The following is an 18706-nucleotide window of genomic DNA, read 5'->3' on the forward strand; positions in this document are numbered from 1 at the left end:
CATGGCCCTGACGGAACGCCGCGGCAAGAGCCGCGCCTTCGCCTGGCTTGACCGGCCCGGCGACGAACTCCTCTTTTACCTGCGGGCGCTGTTCTGGATCCCGCGCGCCGTGCGCCGCTACCCCAAGGAGATCCAGCGCCTCCTGGCCGAGGTCGCCTTCGGCAGCGGCGGCCTCGGGGTGATCGGCGGCACCGTCGGCGTGATGATCGGCATCACCGTCTTCACCGGCACGGTCGTCGGACTCCAGGGTTACGCGGCGCTCAGCCAGATCGGCACCGACGCGTTCACCGGCTTCGTCTCCGCCTACTTCAACACCCGCGAGATCGGGCCGCTCGTCGCCGCCCTGTCCCTGTCCACCACCGTCGGCGCGGGCTTCACCGCGCAGCTCGGCGCGATGCGCATCAACGAAGAGGTCGACGCCCTGGAGAGCATGGGCGTGCGCTCCACCCCCTTCCTGGTCAGCACCCGCATCGTGGCCGGCGCCATCGCGGTCATCCCGCTGTACGGCATCGGCCTGCTCGGCTCCTACCTGGCCTCACGGGCGACGACCGTGCTGTTCAACTCCCAGTCCACGGGCACCTACGACCACTACTTCAACCTCTTTCTGGTCCCCACCGACGTGCTCCTGTCCTTCCTCAAAGTGCTGATCTTCAGCGTGCTCGTGATCCTCGCGCACTGCTACTACGGCTTCCGCGCCTCGGGCGGCCCCGCCGGGGTCGGGGTGGCCGTCGGCCGCTCCGTGCGCACCGCGATCGTCCTCATCAGCGTCACCGACTTCTTCCTCAGCCTGGCCCTGTGGGGCGCCACGACCACCGTGAAGGTCGCCGGATGAGCGCCCCGCCGAAGACGTCGAAGAGCCCGGTCCGCACGGCGGCACCGGTAGTGCGCACACGACCCACGGAGGGCGCCCTTGCCCGCCGCCGACGCCTGGCCGGAGTGGTGTACCTCGTGGTGCCGGCCCTGCTGGTGTGGCTGTCGATCGCCGTGTACGAGAAGGAGTTCACCGACTCCGCGACCGTCGTCGTCGAGACGGGGCGGGCCGGCAGCGAGATGCACCCCAGCGCCGAGGTCAAGCTGCGCGGCGTCGTCGTCGGCGAGGTCGAGAAGATCGAGACGGGCGGTCGCACAGCGCGGCTCACCCTCGCCCTGCAGCCCGACAAGATCGGCCGCGTTCCGTCCGACGTCCGTGCCCAACTGCTGCCCACCACCCTCTTCGGGCAGCGGTACGTGGCCCTCGTACCGCCCGCACATCCCTCGGCGCGCCCGCTCGCCGCGGGCAGCGTCATCCCGCAGGACCGCAGCCGCAGCGCCGTCGAGCTGGAGCAGGTGCTCGACAACCTGCTGCCCCTGCTGACCGCCGTACAGCCGCAGAAACTGTCGGCCACGCTCTCCGCGCTCGCCCGGGCCCTCGAAGGACGCGGCGAGAAGATCGGCGAATCGCTGGTGGAACTGAACGGCTACCTGAAGGACTTCAACCCCCATCTGCCCTCCCTCAACCGCGACATCAAAGAGCTCGTCGAACTGAGCGACACCTATGCGGGCGCGGCCCCCGAACTCGTCGACGCGCTGCACGACGCCACCACCACGAGCGCCACCATCGCCGCGCAGCGATCCGAACTGTCCACGCTGTACGCGTCCGTCACCGGCAGCTCCCGGGAGACCGGCAGCTGGCTGCGCGCCAACCGCGCCAACCTCATCCGGCTGACCGCCACCAGCCGCCCGACCCTGCAGATCCTCGCCCGGTACGCGCCCGCCTTCCCCTGCACCCTGAGCACGGTCGCCGACTTCGTGCCGACGATGGACGCCGCCCTGGGCAAGGGCACCGACCGGCCGGGCCTGCGCGTCGATGTGCGGGTCGTCCCCTCGCGCGGCGCCTATGCGCCGGGCCGGGACACACCCCGCTACGACGCGGGCGGCGGGCCGCGCTGCTACCCCGTGCCCTACACGGGCGGCTCGTACGCCGCGCGGCAGAGCACGGCCACCACCCTGAGCGGGGTGTCCGGCGGGCTCGGTGTGACCAACTCGCCCCAGGAGAACGACCTTGTCACCGAACTGCTCGCCGCACCGGACCAGGACCGGCGCGGCACCCTGCCCGACTGGTCGAGCGTGCTCGCCGGACCGGCCTTCCGCGGGGCGGAGGTGAAGCTGAAGTGAGCGGACAGCGCAGCCTGACCGGACCCGCCGTCAAGTCGCTGATCTTCATTGTGGTGACCGCCCTGGCCACCACCGTGCTCGCCCTGAGCGTCGCGGGCACCGATGTCGGCGGAACCCGCAGCTACAAGGCCTGGTTCACCGATGCCACCGGTCTCAACGAGGGGGACTCGGTGCGCGTCGCCGGGGTGAAGGTGGGCCAGGTGTCGTCGATCGAGATCGTCCAACGCCGCTACGCACAGGTCGAGTTCACGCTGGAAGGGGAGCGGCGGATGCCTGCCTCCGCGACGGCGTCCGTCAAGTACCTGAACATGCTCGGGCAGCGCTTCGTCGACCTGCGCCGCGGCGCGGGGCCGGTCGGCCGCACCCTGGAGCCGGGGCAGACCATCCCGCTCAGCCGCACCACTCCGGCGCTCGACCTGACCCAGCTGTTCAACGGGTTCCAGCCGCTGATGCAGGGACTCTCCCCGAAGGACACCAATGAGCTCGCCGGGTCGATCGTGCAGGTCCTGCAGGGCGAGGGCGGCACGGTCGAGAGCCTGCTGGCGACCGTCGCGTCGCTGACCACGACGGTCGCCGCCAAGGACCGGGTGATCGGCGAGGTCATCAGCAACCTCAACCGCGTCCTCAAGGCGGTCAACACCCGGCAGAAGGGCTTCACCGAACTCATCGGCACGGTCGAGAAGCTGGTCTCCGGGTTCGCCGACGACCGCAAGACCGTCGGCCGGTCCGTCGACTCACTGGCCAGGCTCAGCGTCAGCACGGCGGACCTGTTCGGCAAGAGCCGGGCACCCCTGAAGGACGGCATCCGTGATCTGGGGCGGGTGTCCAAGACCCTCGCCGACAACGAACCCCTGGTCGAGAACTTCCTGGAGAAGACACCGCAGAAGATGGCCGCCGTCTCCCGGATGGCCTCCTACGGCTCCTGGCTGAACCTCTATCTGTGCGAAGCCAAGGTCAGCGGTGTCTCCACCTACGACGACAGCCCGCCGCCGACCGGACTCGCGATCAAGGACGCGAGGTGTCGCGCATGAAGCTCCCCCGGCTGCGACGCCCCCGCATCAAACCCGTCAACGAGCGCAACCCGGTAGCAGTCGCCCTGGCCGGGCTCTTGGCCATGACCCTCATCGGGCTGCTCGCCTACAACGCCGAGTCGCTGCCCGTGATCGGCGGCGGCACCCGCTACACCGCCGACTTCCGGGATTCGGTGGGGCTCAAGGCGGGCGACGAGGTGCGGATCGCGGGCGTACGGGTCGGCAAGGTGGCGGACGTCGCCCTGGACGGACCCAAGGTCAAGGTCACCTTCGAGGTGAAGGACGCCTGGATCGGCGACCGCAGCACCATCGGCATCGCCATCAAGACCCTCCTGGGCGCCAAGTACCTGGCGGTCGACCCGCTCGGCAGCCGCCAACAGGACCCCGGCGAGCGCATCCCGACCCGCCGCACCACCTCCCCGTACGACGTCATGGAGGCCTTCAGCGGCCTGAGCCGCACCACCGGCGAGCTGGACGAGGACCAGCTCGCCAAGAGCTTCAAGGCCGTCTCCGGAGCCTTCAAGAACACTCCGCCGCACGTCCGCAAGGCCATGAAGGGCCTCAGCGCACTCTCCAGGACGGTCTCCACGCGCAACGACGAACTGTCCGAACTCCTCGACGGATCGGCCCAGTTCACCACCTCAGTGAACAGCAAGAAGAAGCAGTTCGAGCGGCTGCTGGACAACGGCAACCTCCTCCTCGAAGAGGTACGCCACCGCCGCAAGTCCATCCACGCGCTGCTCACCGGCGCCCGTGACCTCGGCACCGAGATCGGCGGCCTCGTCGACGACAACGAACGACAGCTGGGCCCCGCGCTCGCCGCGCTCGACCGCGTCACCGGCGTGCTGAGCAAGAACCAGAAGAACCTCGACAAGGCTCTGGCCGCCGCCGGACCGTACTACCGCCTCGTGGGCAACGCCCTGGGCAGCGGGCGCTGGATGGACGGCTACCTGTGCGGGCTGGTCCCCAAGGACTATCTGCCCGCGGGCACGGGCCCGGCCACCGGATGCATGCCGCCGAAGCAGGGAGGCGGACGCTGATGGCCCGCACACCGGCACAGGCCCGCACCCGGGTTTGGGCCCGCACACCGGCACAAGCCCGCACCCAAGCGCAGGCCCGCGTCCGCAAACGCGCGAGGCCCGGGCCCGGCGAGCGGATCGCGGACGCGACCGGCGGCCTGTGGGGCGGACGGCTCGTGGTGATTCTCGTCGTCCTCGCGCTCCTCGCCGCGGGCGGGATCGCCGGCGTGACGGCCCTGGCACGCGACGGGGACGGCAAACACATCACCGCCTACTTCGACCGGGCCGTCGCCGTCCACGAGGGATCCGACCTCAAGGTCCTCGGGGTCCGCGTCGGCAGCGTCGACGAGATCCGGCCCCGGGGCAAACAGGTGCGGGTGCGGCTCACCCTCGACGAAGGGGTCAAGGTGCCCGCCCGGGTGCAGGCCGTCGTGGTCGCCCCCAGCGTGGTGTCAGGGCGGTTCGTGCAGCTGAGCCCGGCCTACAGCAGCGGACCGCAGATCCGCGACGGGCACGTCATCAGCGCCGAGCACACGGCGACCCCCGTCGAGGTCGACGAACTCCTCAAGAGCGTCACCGACTTGAGCGACGCACTGGGGCCCGACGGCGCGAACAAGGACGGCGCCCTGGCCGGGCTCGTCGAGACCGGAGCGAAGAACCTCGACGGCAACGGCAAGGACATCGGCGACACCATCCACCAGCTCGGCGGCGCCTCCGCCGTCCTCAACGGCAACAGCGGCGACCTCGTCAAGACCGTCGAGCAGCTGCAGGAGTTCATCAGCATGCTCAAGCGCAAGGACGGCCAAGTGGCCCGCGCCGAAACCCAGTTGTCCGAAGTTGCGGGCTTCCTCGCCGCGGACAAGGACGACCTCGCCGGCGCCCTCAAAGAACTCGGCACGGCACTGGGCCAGGTAAAGGGGTTCATCAAGGACAACCGGGGCCGCCTGAAGTCGAACGTCGACAAGCTGGCGGGCCTCACCCGGTCCGTCGTCGAGCAGCGGGCCTCGGTGGCCGAGGCCCTGGACGTCCTGCCGCTGGCCGCCGCCAACCTCGACCAGGCATACAACCCGCGCACCCGCACCATCGACGGCCGCGCCAACATCAACGAACTGGCCGGGGCGACCGGCACCAGGAGCGGTGGCACCGAGGATCTCGTCGCCGTCCCCGAGAAGCGGATCAAGAGCCTGCCCGTGCTGCCGCTGCCGCCGGTGGGCACCGTGTACGGCACGGCGGACGACGCCGGGGGAGGCCGACGATGAAGCGCCGCACCGCACGCATCGCGATGGGCCTCTCCCTGACCGTGACCCTGGTCGGTCTGGCCCTGGGCGCCGGCGGCCTGCCCGACTTCGACGGCCTGGAGGACCTGCCGCTGCCCGGCGGAGCAGACCTCGGCGACCATCCCTACGAGGTCACCGCCGAGTTCCGCGACGTCGTCAGCCTCTTCCCGCACTCCGCGGTCAAGGTCAACGACGTCGAGGTCGGCCGGGTGACCCGGATCTCCCTCGCCGACAACGGCTGGGCCGCCCGCGTCACCCTCAAGGTCAACGGCGGCGTACGGCTGCCCGCCAACGCCTACGCCAACCTCGAGCAGTCCAGCGTCCTGGGCGAGAAGTACGTCCAGCTCGTCGCCCCCAAGGACATGCGCGCCCGGCCCGACCTCCAGGACACCAAGGCCGGTACCACGGCGGCGTACGCCGGCAACCGGGGCAGGCTTGGCGACGGGGATGTCATCCCGCTCGCCCGCACCAACCGCAACCCGGAGATCGAGGAGGTCTTCGGCGCCCTGTCGATGGTCCTCAGCGGCGGCGGCGTACAGCAGATCCAGACCATCTCCCGCGAACTCAACAAGGCGCTCGGCGGCAAGGAAGACGACGTCCGCTCCGTGCTGCGGCAGATCAACACCACCGCGAAGAGCCTCGACAAGAACAAGAAACACATCACCGCCGCCCTCGACGGCATGAACCGGCTCTCCACGACCCTCGCCACCCGCGACCGCAAGATCGGCGAGATCCTGCGGGACCTGCCGCCCGGGCTGAAGGTCCTCAGCGACCAGCGCTCCTCCCTCGTCGGCATGCTGCGCGCCCTGGACTCGCTCTCCACGGTCGCCGTCGACACCGTCGACCGCACCAAGGACGACCTGGTGGCCGACCTCAAGGCCCTGGCCCCGGTCCTGAAGAATCTCGCCGACTCGGGCGCCGACCTGCCCGAATCGCTGCAGGTGATGTTCACCTATCCCTTCACCGACGAGGTGCTCACCGGAGTGAAGGGCGACTACCTCAACGTCTACCTGAAGATCGCCGCGGCCCCCGGCACGGAGATCGTGCCGCCGGTCCGCGGGGGCGGCGGCACCGCCACGCGCTCGTCCCTGCCGCTGCCCGCGGTCACCGGAACCTCAGGAGGCGACTCCTAATGCTCACCCGCTCCACTCACCTCAAGAACATCGCCTTCCTCGTTCTCGGCGTGTTCGTCCTGGCCTACATCGCGACGACGTACGCCGATCTCGGGCGGTACGTGGGTGCCCGCGACTACTACACGGTCAAGGTCCAACTCGCCGAGACCGGCGGCCTGTTCAGCTACGGGAATGTCACCTACCGGGGCGTCGACGTCGGCCGCGTCGAAGCCGTCGAGCTGACCCCCGACGGAGTCGAGGCCCGCATCCGCATCAAGGAATCGGCCCCGAAGATCCCCAGCGACCTGGAGGCCAAGGTCGCCAACCTCTCGGCGGTCGGCGAGCAGTACCTCGACCTGAGTCCGCGCACCGACGACGGGCCCTACCTCGCCGACGGCTCGGTGGTCCCGCGCGCGGCCACCCGGACCCCCGCACCGGTCACCGACGTACTCACCAGCGTCGACCGGCTCGCCTCCTCGGTGGACACCGCCGCACTGCGCACCGTCGTCGACGAACTCGGCAAGAGCTTCGAGGGGCGCGGCCAGGACCTGCAGATCCTCATCGACACCAGCAGCGAATTCATCCGGGCGGCCAAGAAGTCACTGCCCGCCACCACCAGACTCCTCATCGACGGCGAGACGGTCCTGCGCACCCAGAACGAACAGTCCGACGCCCTGAAGTCCTTCGCCACCGGCACCGCCGAACTGGCCGCCCAGCTCAAGAAGTCCGACCCCGACCTGCGCCGCCTCATCGCCAGGACCCCGGATGCGGCAACCCAGTTCACCGCGCTCCTTCAAGACACCGACCCCGGCTTGAGCGTCGTGCTCGCCAACCTCGTCACCACTTCCGAGCTCCTGGTGACCCGCCAGCGCGGCACCCGCGAACTGATGGTGCGCATCCCGCAGGTCGCCGCCACCGGATCCACCGCCATCGGCCCCGACGGCGTGCGCTTCGGCATGATCACCACCTTCTTCAAGCCGCTGCCCTGCACCGCCGGATACGGCGGCACCACCTACCGCAACGGCCTGGACACCTCACCGGCCCCCGCCAACACCAAGGCGGCCTGCACCACGGGCCCCGGCGGCGGACAGAACGTACGCGGTTCGGGCAATGCACCACGCGGCGGCGTGCCCGAGCCCGCCCGGCCGGGCTCAGCCGGCCTCGGACAGAGCCAGGCGCCGTCCAACAGTCCGGACGACCTGGGCGGGCTGCTCGGGATGGGGGAGTCGTGACCGACGGGGGAGCCGTGACCGCCAGGGGAGTCATGAGGCGACGGAGCGCATGGGCGGCCGCACTGCTCGTCGGAGTGCTGTTCTGCGGCTTCTCGGGATGGACGTACGCGCACACGCGGGCCGACGACGATCTGGCCTACGCCCGCGCCCGCGACAGTGCGCTGGATGCCGCGCGGGGGCACATCGCGGTGCTCAACACCATGGACGGCAAACACGTGCGAGCCTCGCTGCGCGCCTGGACCGATGCGGCGGACGGGCCGCTCGCGGACGAACTGCGGCGCACCGGCGACGACAGCGCCAAGGCCCTCGAACAGGAGGGCACGACCACCCGCGGCACGGTCACCGACGCGGCCGTCATCGACCTGGACAGCCGGGCAGGCACGGCGAAGGTCATCGCCACCGTCCGCGTCGAGGTGACCGCACGCACCGGCAAGTCCACCACCGACCGCAAGCGCTTCGAGGCGGGCCTCGACGACAAGGGGTCGGGCTGGAAGCTCAGCTCGCTGAGCGCGGTCCCGGTCGCAGCGGAATGAGAGGGCGCAGCGGAATGAGGGGGCGAGCGAAATGAGGGGATGCAGATGAGCGCCGGACTGAAACCCCAGCGCGCGGCGGAAGCCGAGAGCGCCGGCACAGGTGCTGACGCGGATACCGAGGCGCGGCGGCCAGCGCCCCGCCGCCGCAGAAGCCGCACGCTGCTCGCCCTGGTCCTGGCCGCGCTGCTCCTGACCGGCGGCACACTCCTGGTCCTCACCGACCGGACCGTCAACGCACCGGGCGCCGCCAACCGGGCGCTGACCGACGGCGAGCGGACCCGCCGGGTCGTCGCAGACGTCAGCGACGCACTCACCGCGGTCTTCACCTACACACCCGACGACCTGGCCATCACCGAGCGACGCGCGCACGACGTGCTGCGGGGCAAGGCGGCCAAGGACTACCGGGCCCTGTTCGGCAAACTCCGCCGGCAGGTCAGCAAGCAGGAGCTGTCGCTCACCACTCAGGTCGTACGGGCCGGAGCCGTCGAGCTCACCGGTGACAAGGCGCGACTCCTTGTCTTCCTCGACCAGCGGGCCAAGCGCAAAGGCGCCAAGGCGACCACCGCGGCCGCTCAGCTCTCGATCACCGCGCGCCTGTACGACGGCCGCTGGACGATCACCGACATCAAGGCCCGCTAGGACACCGGAGAGGGACATGGCACGTACGACACCCCGACACCGTACGAAACTCTCGCTCGCCTCCGCGGCGGCCGCCTTCGCCGTGGGCTTCGCCGGCTGGACGGGCTCGTCCTGGTACGCGGCGGCCCATGACGACTCCGCGCGTTTCGCGGAAACCAGGGACGAGGTCCTCGCCGCGGGCGAACAGGGCGCCTTGAACATGAATACCCTCGACCACCGTGACCTGAAGCGCGGCCTCGACGCCTGGGAGCAGTCCGCCACCGGAAGCCTCCTCGACGAACTGCGCAAGGGCAGGCCCGAGTTCGAGAAGCAGGTGCGTACCGCGCGCACGGTCACCACGGCCGAGGTGCTGTCCGGGGCCGTGACCGAACTGGACGAGCGCGAGGGCCGGGCAGGCGTCCTGATCGCGATGCGCATCACCGTCGACCCGCCGAAGAAGAAGCCGAGCAGCAAGGAGAGCAGGCTGCTCGGCGAGCTCACCCGCACCGGCGACGGCTGGAAGCTGAGCGGGCTCGGCCAGGCCCCCGCAGGCGAGACGCCCACCGACACTCCGTCCGACTGAGGGGCCAACCATGTCGACGACACGCCATATGGTCAACCGGCAGCGGCGCCTTGCCGCGGTCAAGGCCCGCGAGACACCTACGCCCGCACCGCGGGCCCCGCGCCCGCGCCCGAAGTCCCGGGAAAGGCCTGCGCGGACCGCCCGCAGACCCGTTCCCTGGCCGCTGCTGCTCGGGCTGCTCGCCGTACTGGCCGCGGCTTTCGCGGTCTTCGCCCACACCCGGGCCGCAGGTGAGCGCGACCTGCCCGCCCTGCGCAACACGGCGCTCACCGACACGGCCCGCACCAGCGAAATCAAGGGCACGGTCGGCCAGGCCGTCGACGCGGTCTTCTCCTACGACCACGCGAACCCCGGCCGAACCGACAAGGCCGCGGACAAGTACCTCACCGGCAAGGCGGTCGGCCAGCACCGGGAGATGCTCGCGCAGGTCCGCGCCGAGGGGGACCGGCAAAAGCTCGTCCTCAGCACCACCGTCACGCACAGCGGAGTCGAGGTCATCGACGACGCGAGGGCCCGGGTCCTGGTGTTCGCCGATCAGAGCAACACCAGTACCAAAAAGGGCGGTTCGGCCACCCACGCGGCAGCGATGTTCGCCGTGGACGTCGTGCACCGGGGCGGGACCTGGCAGATCGCGAACATCGACACGTTCAGCCGATGAAACCGATGAAACCGATGAAGCCGAGGAAGCCGAGGAAGCCGATGAAGGGGAGTCAGGCATGAAGAACACGAGACGCAAGCGGCGCATCACCACGCTCCTGTCCGCCACCCTCGGGGTCGCGGTCGCGGCGGCCATGTCCGGGTGCAGTTCACGCGTCGACGACGGCCCGCAGGTCGACTGGGCATCGGACGTCTGCGACAGCGTGCAGGACGTCGGATCCGAACTGACGCTCCCGGCCTCGGACCAGAAGGACGCCAAGAAGTACCACACGGAGGTCGTCACCTTCATGGAAGCGCTCGACCGGCAACTCGGCGCGCTGGACAAGAAGATGCGCCAGGACGGCGCTCCGCCCGTCGACGGCGGCGACGCCGCGTACAAGAAGGCACTCAAGAACCTCCGCAGTGCCCGCAGCAGCCTCGCAGGCACCACATCCCAGCTCAAGAAGGCCAAGGTCACCGACGCGAAATCCCTGAAGGCGGCGCTGAAGAAGGCCGGCGAAGGCATGGACAAGGCGGGCGGCTACCAGGGCCCCGCCCATGACTTCCAGGCCGACCCCACACTCAAGCAGGCCTTCGACAAGGCGCCCGAGTGCGAGAACCTGCCCGGCACCGGGCCCTCGGCACCGTCGGCCGGGTGAGGGCGGGGAGCCCGTGGACGGCACGGAGCACACGGCCCTCCCGGTCGAGCCGCCCGATTCGCTGGCACCCCGGGGCACCCCGCTCGGCGGCCCGCTCAGGGCGGCGGGCCGGGCCGCCGCCCTGCTGGTCACGGCCGTCGCGCTGACCCATATGGCGCTCCTCGTCCTGCACCTGAGCCCCGCGCTCTCCTCCGACGCGGCCCGCCCGACGCAGGCCGACGCATGGCTTCGGCCGCTCTTCCCGCAGGACTGGAACATCTTCGCGCCCGACCCTCCCCGCGTGAACACCCATCTGGAGGTGCGCAGTTGGCGCGGCGACCGCCCCGGCCGGTGGATCGATCTCACCGCCCGCGACATCGCCGCACACCGAGGCAATCCGCTGCCAAGCCGGGAGGACCAGACCGTCCTGCGCAAGGCGGTCAGCGCCCACCTCGCGGGCCTGCCGCACACTCAGCTGAGGGCGCCGCTGACCCCCGCGGCGCAGTATCTGCGCAATGTCGTCGTCGTACGCCTGAAAGACCTGGGCGAGCCCCGCCCGGACGCCGTCGAACTGCGCCTGCGCACCCTGCCCATCGCCCCGCCCGGCAGCCCCGCACCGACCGCGAGCCGCCAGCCACTCGGCACCTGGGAGGTGATCCCGTGACGTCGCGCCAGGCCCTCGCCCCCGGCACCGCCGTGGCAGAGGACGGCGCCCGGCGCGTGCGGGACCGACTGCACGCCGCGACCCTCACGCCGCTCGGACTGTACGGAGCCGCGGTCCTGCGCATCGGCGCAGCGGGCCTCTTCTTGCTCAATCTGCTCCGCGAGGCGGGCCACGCGGACCGCCTCTGGGGCCCCGGATCCCCCTACACCCCCGAACTCTTCCGCGCCTCGGTCGAAGCACGCGGCGCCGACGGCCGGCTGTCCTGGTGGTACACCTGGCTGGGCACACAGAGCCCCGACTACTTCTGGGCCGCCTATGTGCTGGCCGTCGCGGTCAGCACGCTGTACCTGCTGGGCTGGCACACCCGCCTCATGGCCGTACTGTTCGCCTTCGTCGTCGCGGGTTTCTACATGCGCTCGGCGGTCGCGAGCAGCGGGTTCGAGCTGCTGAGCCTGCTGTTCGCCAACTACCTCGTGCTGTGCGCGTCGGGCCGCCGCTGGTCCCTCGACGCCCGCCGCGCCGCGCGCGCGACTCCGGCACCCGTCACCCCGTACGAGGAACTGCGCCGCCGCGTGGTGACCGTGCTGCACAACGCGGGCATGGCGTTGATCGCGTTCCAGGTGATGGTGGTCTACGGCACCGCGGCCCTCTACAAGATCCGTGGTACGACGTGGCGGGACGGCAGCGCGCTGCACTACGCCCTGCGCCTCGACGACTTCGCGACGTTCCCGGAGCTGTCCCACTGGCTGGCGGTGCAGGGGACCGGCATGGCCCTGCTCGCGTACATCACCGTCGCCTCCCAACTGCTCTTCCCCGCACTCGTGTTCATCTCGCGGCTCAAGTACGCGGTCCTGGTCGTGATGCTCGGCACGCATCTGGGGATCGGACTGCTGATGGCGCTGCCGATGTTCTCTGCGATCACCGTCGCGGGGGACCTGGTGTTCCTGCCGACGTCGTTCTGGCTGCGGGCGGCCCGGACGGTTCGGGCGGTTCGGACGGCCCGGACGGTTCGGATGGCCCGGACGGTTCGGATGCTGCGCTCGCCCCGCTCGAAAGGCCGGTAATTCGGTGGAGACGTCACCCCGGGATGTCTACACTCATCGGCTCAAGATCCATGCGTTCTAACGAGGTGTATTGATGACGGTCCGAGCCACGGCCGCCGACTCCGGTCGGCTGTCTCCCGCAGACGCCATGACCTCATCGAACCGAAGGAACACCTCTCGTGGATCTTCCACGCATCTTCACCATTCGCGAAAGTAGCCATCGCCTCCACAACCCGATCACCCCTGGCAAGGTCGCCGACCTGGGGCAGGCGCTGCGCCTGGCTCCCGGGACGCGCGTGCTCGACCTCGCCAGCGGGTCGGGCGAGATGCTGTGCACCTGGGCCCGTGACCACGGCGTCACCGGGACCGGGGTGGACATCAGCACGGCGTTCACCGAGAAGGCACGCGCCCGTGCCGCTGAACTGGGTGTCGCGGACCGGGTCACCTTCGTGCACGACGACGCCTCCGGCTTCGTCGCGGACGAGCCGGTCGATCTCGCCGCATGTGTCGGCGCCACCTGGATCGGAGGCGGCGTGGCCGGCACCGTCGAGCTGCTCGACAAGAGTCTGCGCCCCGGCGGCCTGATGCTGATCGGTGAGCCGTACTGGCGTCAGGAAGTGCCGGACCAGGAAACCGCCCGGGCCTGCCACGCCGGCGGCAAGGACGACTTCCTGCTGCTGCCGGAGCTGATCGAGCAGTTCGGCGATCTCGGGTACGACGTCGTGGAAATGGTGCTGGCCGACCAGGACAGCTGGGACCGGTACCAGGCGGCACAGTGGCTCAACATGCGCCGCTGGCTCGACGCGAACCCGGACGACGAGCTGGCCGCCGAGGTACGGGCCGAGCTCACCACCGGTCCCGCCAGTTACGCGCGGTATGCGCGTGAATACCTCGGCTGGGGCGTCTTCGCGCTGATGGGCCGCTGACGGCCCGATGAGCGTGGGTCCGGGCAGAGCCTGCTGCCCGGACCCGCGTGTGCGCGCTACTTCCTGTACGTGAGGTCCATGTCGACGGTGTTGCCGGGACCTGCGGTGAACGCGCTGATCATGTCGTTGAAGCCGCCGCAGTCCTTCAGTCCGGGCAGGGTGTAGGTGCCCTTGAGCTTGCCGCCGGTGTGCGGCTCGAAGCGGCCCTCACTGGCGAGGTCGATCTTGGCGGGCTCGACGGTCCTGCAGTTCGGTCCGCCGCCGATGGGCAGGCCGAGCGCGCTCACGCCGGTGAGTTTGACGTACATCTGCGAGTGCGACTTGAGGCTGCCTGCCGTGTCGAGGCTTCCTGTCGTCCTGCCGGTCTGCTCGAAGGCGATGTCCGCGGTGGTGGGCAGGAAGCCGAGGAGGGTCAACTGGCCTCTTGTCGGGCCGAGTTCCAGGTCGGCGTCGAAGGTGCCCTTGTCCGGGGCGTAGCGGGTGTCGATGCCGCCGACCAGCGGGGCGCTGCCCTTGGCGGCCTTGATGTACGTGCTGCCCTTGATGCCGAAGTTCAGCGGTACCGGTTCGCCGCCCGGGTCCGGTGGGTCGGTCGGGTCCGTCGTGGCCGGTTCGACCCGGACGGTGTGCAGCGTCTTGTTCTGGTCGGCGGGATCGAGGGTGCACTCGGTCTCGAAGGTGTCGAGGGCCGTCTTGGCGCCGTTCGTGTCCCGCGGGGTCATCGTCAGGAGCAGGCTGTTGACGTCGATCTTTACGCTGCCGGGCTGCCGGAACGTCAGCGCCGGGGCCTGGCCGGTCGCGGTCACTTCGAAGTCGGCGGGCGGCTGCGGCAGGGGTGTCTTCGGGATGGTGTTGTCGAAGCCGATGTTCAACGGGCCCTCCGGCATGTTGACGGTGACGTCCGCGGTGGCGGCCCCTTCGAGGGTGGCGCCGCCGACCGTGCGCAGGGCGGTGGCCGCCGCCTTGCTGACCTTGGACACCGAGGTGACGCGGAAGGCCGGTATCTGCTCACCGACCTTCACCTTGGCCGGCAGGTCCGCCTTGATGACGACCGTGAGCGGGTCCTCCTCCATGATCGGGAACACGCACTTGTACGTCTGCGTCAGGGACACCGGGTCCGCGGCGGCCGGGCGGCCGGAGGTGAAGCCGATCAGCCCGGCGAGCAGCACGACGGCGGGGGCGGCCCGCCACCCTGGGGCGCGCAATCTCAGCACTGCCTCTCCAAGTTCTGCGGGAACGGGTCCGGCCCCCCGCCTCGAAGGGGGCGGGGGGCCGGATGGGGAACGCGGTCTCACCGCTGTGGCGTGGTCTCAGCTCTTGTAGGTGAGGTCCATGTCGATCGTGTTGCCGGGCCCTGCCATGAACGTGCTGACGATGTCGTTGAGCGCACCGCAGCCCTTGATGCCGGGCAGGGTGTAGGTGCCCTTGAGCTTGCCGCCCTTGTAGGGCTGGAAGCGGCCCTCGCTGGCGAGGTCTATTTTGGCGGGCGAGACGGTCTTGCAGTCGGCGCCGCCGCCGATGGGAAGACCGAAGGCGTTGACGCTGGAGAGCTTGACGAACATCTCGGACTTCGACTTCAGGGCGCCTGCGGTGTCCAGCGTGCCGGTGGTCTTGCCGGTCTGCTCGAAGGCGATGTCCGCGGTCGTGGGCAGGAAGCCCAGGATGGTGAACTTGCCCTTGGTCGGGTCGAGCTTCAGGTCGGCGTCGAAGGTGCCCTTGTTCAGGTCGTAGCGGGTGTCGATGCCGCCCGTGAGCGGGGCGTTGCCGTTGGCCGCCTTGATGAACGAGTTGCCCTTGATGTCGAAGTTGAGCTTCACCGGGTCATCGCTCGGCGGGTCGGTGGGCGGGTCCGTCGGCGGGTCGGTGGGCGGATCCGTGGGCGGGTCGGTCGGCGGGTCCGTGGGATCCGTGCTGCCGCCGCTGATGGTCATGGTGTGGAGCGCGGTGGGCTGACCCGCGTCCAGGGTGCAGTCCGCGGGGAACTCGTCGCCGTTCGGCGGGAGTTGGACCGGAGCGCCGGAGGCATCGCGGGCGATCATGTTGTGCAGCTTGAGGCCCGTGACGTCGAACTTGGCCGTGCCTTCCTTCTCCCAGGTCAGCAGGTTGCCGGGCGACTTGCCGTTGGCGGTGAGGGTGAATCCTGCCGCCGGGTTGGGGATGTCGCCCTTGGCGACGGTGTTGACGACCTTGATGGGCAGGTTGCCGGTGCCGCCGGGCAGGGTCACGTTGACGTCGGCGGTGGCCTTGCCCTCCAGGGTCACGGCGCCCATGACGCCGAGGCCCTGTGCGGCCCGTGCGCTGACCTTGGTGACGGCCTTGATGTCGTACTCGGGGACCGTCTCGCCCACCTTCATGGTGGCGGGCATGTCGGCGGTGATCTCAACTTCGATCGGGTCGTTGTTGATGATCGGGAACTTACAGGTGTACTTCTGCGTGAGCTTGACCGGGTCGGCGGAGGCGGAACCGCCGCTCAGGGTGACCAGGCCGGTGACGAGGCCGGCGGCCGCCACCGCGCTCAGGGCGCTGCGTGCCCTGGCATGTCTCTTGTGCGCTCCCATGAGCTACCTCTCGGGCTACGTGAATGGGGACGAACGAACGTCGGTGCCACCTCTGCGATTCCGGACTCGCCGGCCCAGCTGTCCAGGGAATTCGGAGATGCGAAATGCGCCGCCGCGAGGGAATCTGCCGACTGAATTTCGGCAGACGCTACGGCGGTGTTTCGAATACGCAAACTACTGATGAGTAGTTGGGCGGTCAAGGTCTGCTCCGGCCCGATGGCGAAGGGAAGTTGGCTGCCCGGCAGTTTTGTGGCCCCGGTGAGTACGTGATGGTGCGCGGATGACAAGTTGTGAGGCCCGCATCACCTGCTTGCGCCCAACTGTGCCGATCGGGTTGACGGGCACCTTACCTGTCAGTACTCATTTCTGGATTGTGCCAATTCTCAGAAGTGGGGCCACACATGGGAGATCGCATGGGAGTCCGCAGGGGAGAGCAACCAGGAAAAGTAATGGGGAGGCTGGCGCGGGGTTCGGCCTTGGCCGGGGTCGTGGGGGTCGTACTCGCGCTGACCGGCGGTGGCGGCAGCGCATCGGCCGACCCGGCGTCGCTCGCGCAGAAATACACCTGCAAGTTCCCGATCATCAACAACGACCCGATCGAAGTCGCGATCACCGCCGACATGCCCGCCACCATGAAGGTGGGCGAGACGGTCCCCGAGTACGACATCAAGGCCGTCACCAAGGTCAGCGCACGGGCCGCACAGGGCCTCGGTGTGCTCGGCTCGGTGACCCTGGAGGGCAAGGCGACCGCCGATGTGGTCGTCACCCAGCCCGGTAGCGACGGAACTTTGCCCATCAAGGTCGCCAATACGGTGGCCAAGGCCGACATCCCCAATCCCGCCGCGGCGTTCGAGGTCACGGCGACGGGCAAGTCGCCCGGTGGGCTGCTGACCTGGGGCACGGCGGGCAAAGCGGCCTTCGACGTGAAGGGCCTCAAGCTGCACAACATGATCGCCAGGGATGCGGCGGGCAAGCCCGTCCCGCTCCCGCCGAACGGCGACGAGTTCACCGCGGAGTGCACTCTCGACGCCGGTCAGAAGACGCTCCTGCACACGATGACGATCACGGGCGACGGCGGTACGGACCCCACGGACCCGACGGACCCGCCCACGGATCCGCCGACCGACCCGCCCACCGATCCGCCGACGGACCCGCCCACCGACCTGCCGACCGACCCCGGTGATCCCACGGACCCGACCGACCCCGGCACCACGACAGGCGGCTCCTCGGGCGGCGACTCCGGCACCTCGGGCGGCACGGGCTCGAGCGGCGGCTCCGGATCATCCGGCACCGAGCTGGGCACCCGGGTGACCGGCGGCTCCGGCGGACTCGCGGCCACCGGCATGTCCGGCATCGGCCTGATGCTCGCGGCGGCAGGAGGCCTCAGCGCCGCCGGTGTAGCGGCCTTCCACTACCTGCCGCGGCGCATCAGGAGGGACGAGCAGACCGTCTGAGGCTGCTGCCGTACGGCGCCCGGGCACCCCGCGTCCCCGGGGTGCTCCTCGCCGTACGGCAGTGCAGAAAGCGGGCCCGGAGCAGCGACGGCGCTCCGGGCCCGCGGTCATGCCGTACGGATCAAGCCCGCACGGCGGCGCGGGCCCTGCGGCGCCGTACCACTACGCCCACGATCAGGAAGAGCACCACCAGGACGATCGTCATGAGGACACCCCAGTTCACCGTGCGATAGGCGGTGCTCCCGCTCTCCACCAGCTCGCCGCCCTTGTCGCTCGCTGTGAGCTCGACGCTGCCCCAGTCCAGCGGAGGCGGCGCTGCCCACTTCTGAGTGATCCGCACCCGCTGGCCCGGCATCAGCTCGGCCGGCAGCTTGTTGCCCGCGCTGTCGAAGGACGTCCGGCCGAACAGACCCTTGGCCTTGAGATCGACCCTCGGCTCGAGCTGCACATTGCCGCTGTTGACGAGCGTGTACGTGACCGTGGCGTCCTTGCCGAGGCCGGGCAGCAGCGGAACCTCGTAGTCGAACCGGACGTCCTGGACCTTCAGGCCGGGCGCCCGCTCGCCGTTGACCTGCAGATAGACCCGGGCGCCGACCGCCTGTCGGATACCGACGCCGGTGCCCTTGGCGCGGGCGACGCGTTTGTCCAGGGCGATGACGGCTCCGGGGTGGTCGCCGGGCGATGCGGTGCGCGGAACGGCGACGGTGAAGGGCACGGTGGTCTTGCCGCCCGCCGGGACGGTGACCTCCGAGCGCCCGAGGCGTGTCCACACCCCGACGGACCGCTGCTTCTCGGTGGGCTCGCGTACCGCGAAGCCGCCGTCGCGCGGGGTGTTGTACGCGTCGGCGGCGTAGAGCAGGAAAGTCACCGGCTCCTTGGCGAGATTGGAGACGGTGACCTTGTCGCGCACGGTGCGGCCCGGATCCGCCTTCATCCGGAAGTACGCCCGGTGGGCCTTGTCCTTGGCAGCCTTCTTGCCCGCTTTGCCGCCCTCGTTGGTCTTGTCGGCGGGGAAGACGGACCAGCGGCCGTTGTCGGCGGCGTACGCGTCCGGTGGCGGGCTCGCGGTGAGCAGGCCGAGCGCCAGGGCCAGGGCGGTGACGAGTACGGCGGCGTATCTGTGATGCGTGAACTGAGTACGAACGAGGTGCATGCGGCCCCCAGAGCGAGCAAAGAAGCGAGAGAAGTGACGGGAGGGGAAAGGCGGAGCAACGCCGAAGAGGTGGAC

General features: G+C 69.9%; 19 protein-coding genes. 16 read left to right on the forward strand and 3 right to left on the reverse strand.

The genetic code is table 11. The features are described from left to right. The first annotated feature begins 1 nt into the window (after position 1). From ACWFR3_RS39180 to ACWFR3_RS39250, 15 genes are all read left to right on the forward strand, one after another. Complete coding sequence (locus ACWFR3_RS39180) at positions 2-832, forward strand: MlaE family ABC transporter permease (RefSeq protein WP_453739471.1); 831 nt, start codon at positions 2-4, stop codon at positions 830-832. Beyond that, entirely contained in the window at positions 829-2154 is a 1326-nt protein-coding gene (locus ACWFR3_RS39185) for an MCE family protein (RefSeq protein ID WP_453739472.1), read from the forward strand. The genes ACWFR3_RS39180 and ACWFR3_RS39185 overlap by 4 nt, the downstream gene beginning before the upstream one ends. Beyond that, positions 2151-3185: an MCE family protein gene (locus ACWFR3_RS39190; protein WP_453739473.1), complete on the forward strand. Its 1035-nt coding sequence runs from the start codon at positions 2151-2153 to the stop codon at positions 3183-3185. Before ACWFR3_RS39185 ends, ACWFR3_RS39190 begins: the two co-directional genes overlap by 4 nt. Beyond that, entirely contained in the window at positions 3182-4225 is a 1044-nt protein-coding gene (locus ACWFR3_RS39195) for an MCE family protein (RefSeq protein ID WP_453739474.1), read from the forward strand. The genes ACWFR3_RS39190 and ACWFR3_RS39195 overlap by 4 nt, the downstream gene beginning before the upstream one ends. After that, positions 4225-5463, forward strand: a complete 1239-nt coding sequence (locus ACWFR3_RS39200; RefSeq protein ID WP_453739475.1) for an MCE family protein — start codon at positions 4225-4227, stop codon at positions 5461-5463. Before ACWFR3_RS39195 ends, ACWFR3_RS39200 begins: the two co-directional genes overlap by 1 nt. After that, complete coding sequence (locus ACWFR3_RS39205) at positions 5460-6614, forward strand: MlaD family protein (RefSeq protein ID WP_453739476.1); 1155 nt, start codon at positions 5460-5462, stop codon at positions 6612-6614. Before ACWFR3_RS39200 ends, ACWFR3_RS39205 begins: the two co-directional genes overlap by 4 nt. Beyond that, positions 6614-7825, forward strand: coding sequence for an MlaD family protein (locus tag ACWFR3_RS39210; protein WP_453739477.1), 1212 nt, complete (start codon positions 6614-6616; stop codon positions 7823-7825). The genes ACWFR3_RS39205 and ACWFR3_RS39210 overlap by 1 nt, the downstream gene beginning before the upstream one ends. A 32-nt stretch (positions 7826-7857) precedes the next feature. Then, positions 7858-8358: a hypothetical protein gene (locus tag ACWFR3_RS39215; protein ID WP_453739478.1), complete on the forward strand. Its 501-nt coding sequence runs from the start codon at positions 7858-7860 to the stop codon at positions 8356-8358. Between the two features lie 45 nt (positions 8359-8403). Next, positions 8404-8997 carry a hypothetical protein gene (locus ACWFR3_RS39220; protein WP_453739479.1) on the forward strand — a complete coding sequence of 198 codons (594 nt, stop codon included), beginning with the start codon at positions 8404-8406 and terminating at the stop codon, positions 8995-8997. 16 nt (positions 8998-9013) lie between these two features. Next, positions 9014-9559, forward strand: a complete 546-nt coding sequence (locus ACWFR3_RS39225; protein WP_453739480.1) for a hypothetical protein — start codon at positions 9014-9016, stop codon at positions 9557-9559. 10 nt (positions 9560-9569) lie between these two features. After that, positions 9570-10217 (forward strand): hypothetical protein, encoded by a 648-nt coding sequence (locus ACWFR3_RS39230; protein ID WP_453739481.1) that lies wholly within the window; start codon positions 9570-9572, stop codon positions 10215-10217. 58 nt (positions 10218-10275) lie between these two features. Further along, positions 10276-10854 (forward strand): hypothetical protein, encoded by a 579-nt coding sequence (locus tag ACWFR3_RS39235; RefSeq protein ID WP_453739482.1) that lies wholly within the window; start codon positions 10276-10278, stop codon positions 10852-10854. A gap of 13 nt (positions 10855-10867) precedes the next feature. After that, positions 10868-11497 carry a DUF5819 family protein gene (locus tag ACWFR3_RS39240; RefSeq protein ID WP_453739483.1) on the forward strand — a complete coding sequence of 210 codons (630 nt, stop codon included), beginning with the start codon at positions 10868-10870 and terminating at the stop codon, positions 11495-11497. Further along, positions 11494-12561 carry an HTTM domain-containing protein gene (locus tag ACWFR3_RS39245; RefSeq protein WP_453739484.1) on the forward strand — a complete coding sequence of 356 codons (1068 nt, stop codon included), beginning with the start codon at positions 11494-11496 and terminating at the stop codon, positions 12559-12561. Before ACWFR3_RS39240 ends, ACWFR3_RS39245 begins: the two co-directional genes overlap by 4 nt. A gap of 158 nt (positions 12562-12719) precedes the next feature. Then, on the forward strand, positions 12720-13466 hold the full coding sequence (locus tag ACWFR3_RS39250) for an SAM-dependent methyltransferase (RefSeq protein WP_453739485.1): 747 nt from the start codon (positions 12720-12722) through the stop codon (positions 13464-13466). A gap of 56 nt (positions 13467-13522) precedes the next feature. Here the strand turns inward: ACWFR3_RS39250 and ACWFR3_RS39255 are convergent, their stop codons facing one another. Then, on the reverse strand, positions 13523-14671 hold the full coding sequence (locus ACWFR3_RS39255; protein ID WP_453739486.1) for a DUF6801 domain-containing protein: 1149 nt from the start codon (positions 14669-14671) through the stop codon (positions 13523-13525). 105 nt (positions 14672-14776) lie between these two features. Continuing rightward, complete coding sequence (locus tag ACWFR3_RS39260; protein WP_453739487.1) at positions 14777-16024, reverse strand: DUF6801 domain-containing protein; 1248 nt, start codon at positions 16022-16024, stop codon at positions 14777-14779. A 449-nt stretch (positions 16025-16473) separates the two neighbouring features. Here ACWFR3_RS39260 and ACWFR3_RS39265 point away from each other — a divergent pair, with 449 nt between their 5' ends. Further along, complete coding sequence (locus tag ACWFR3_RS39265) at positions 16474-17478, forward strand: DUF6801 domain-containing protein (RefSeq protein ID WP_453739488.1); 1005 nt, start codon at positions 16474-16476, stop codon at positions 17476-17478. A 121-nt stretch (positions 17479-17599) separates the two neighbouring features. On the opposite strand, the gene ACWFR3_RS39270 is transcribed toward ACWFR3_RS39265, so the two are convergent. Then, the gene (locus tag ACWFR3_RS39270) at positions 17600-18631 is read right to left on the reverse strand and encodes a COG1470 family protein (protein ID WP_453739489.1); all 1032 of its coding nucleotides are present in this window, start codon (positions 18629-18631) and stop codon (positions 17600-17602) included. Positions 18632-18706 lie beyond the last annotated feature (75 nt).

The organism is Streptomyces sp. NPDC055189 (genome assembly GCF_053606765.1).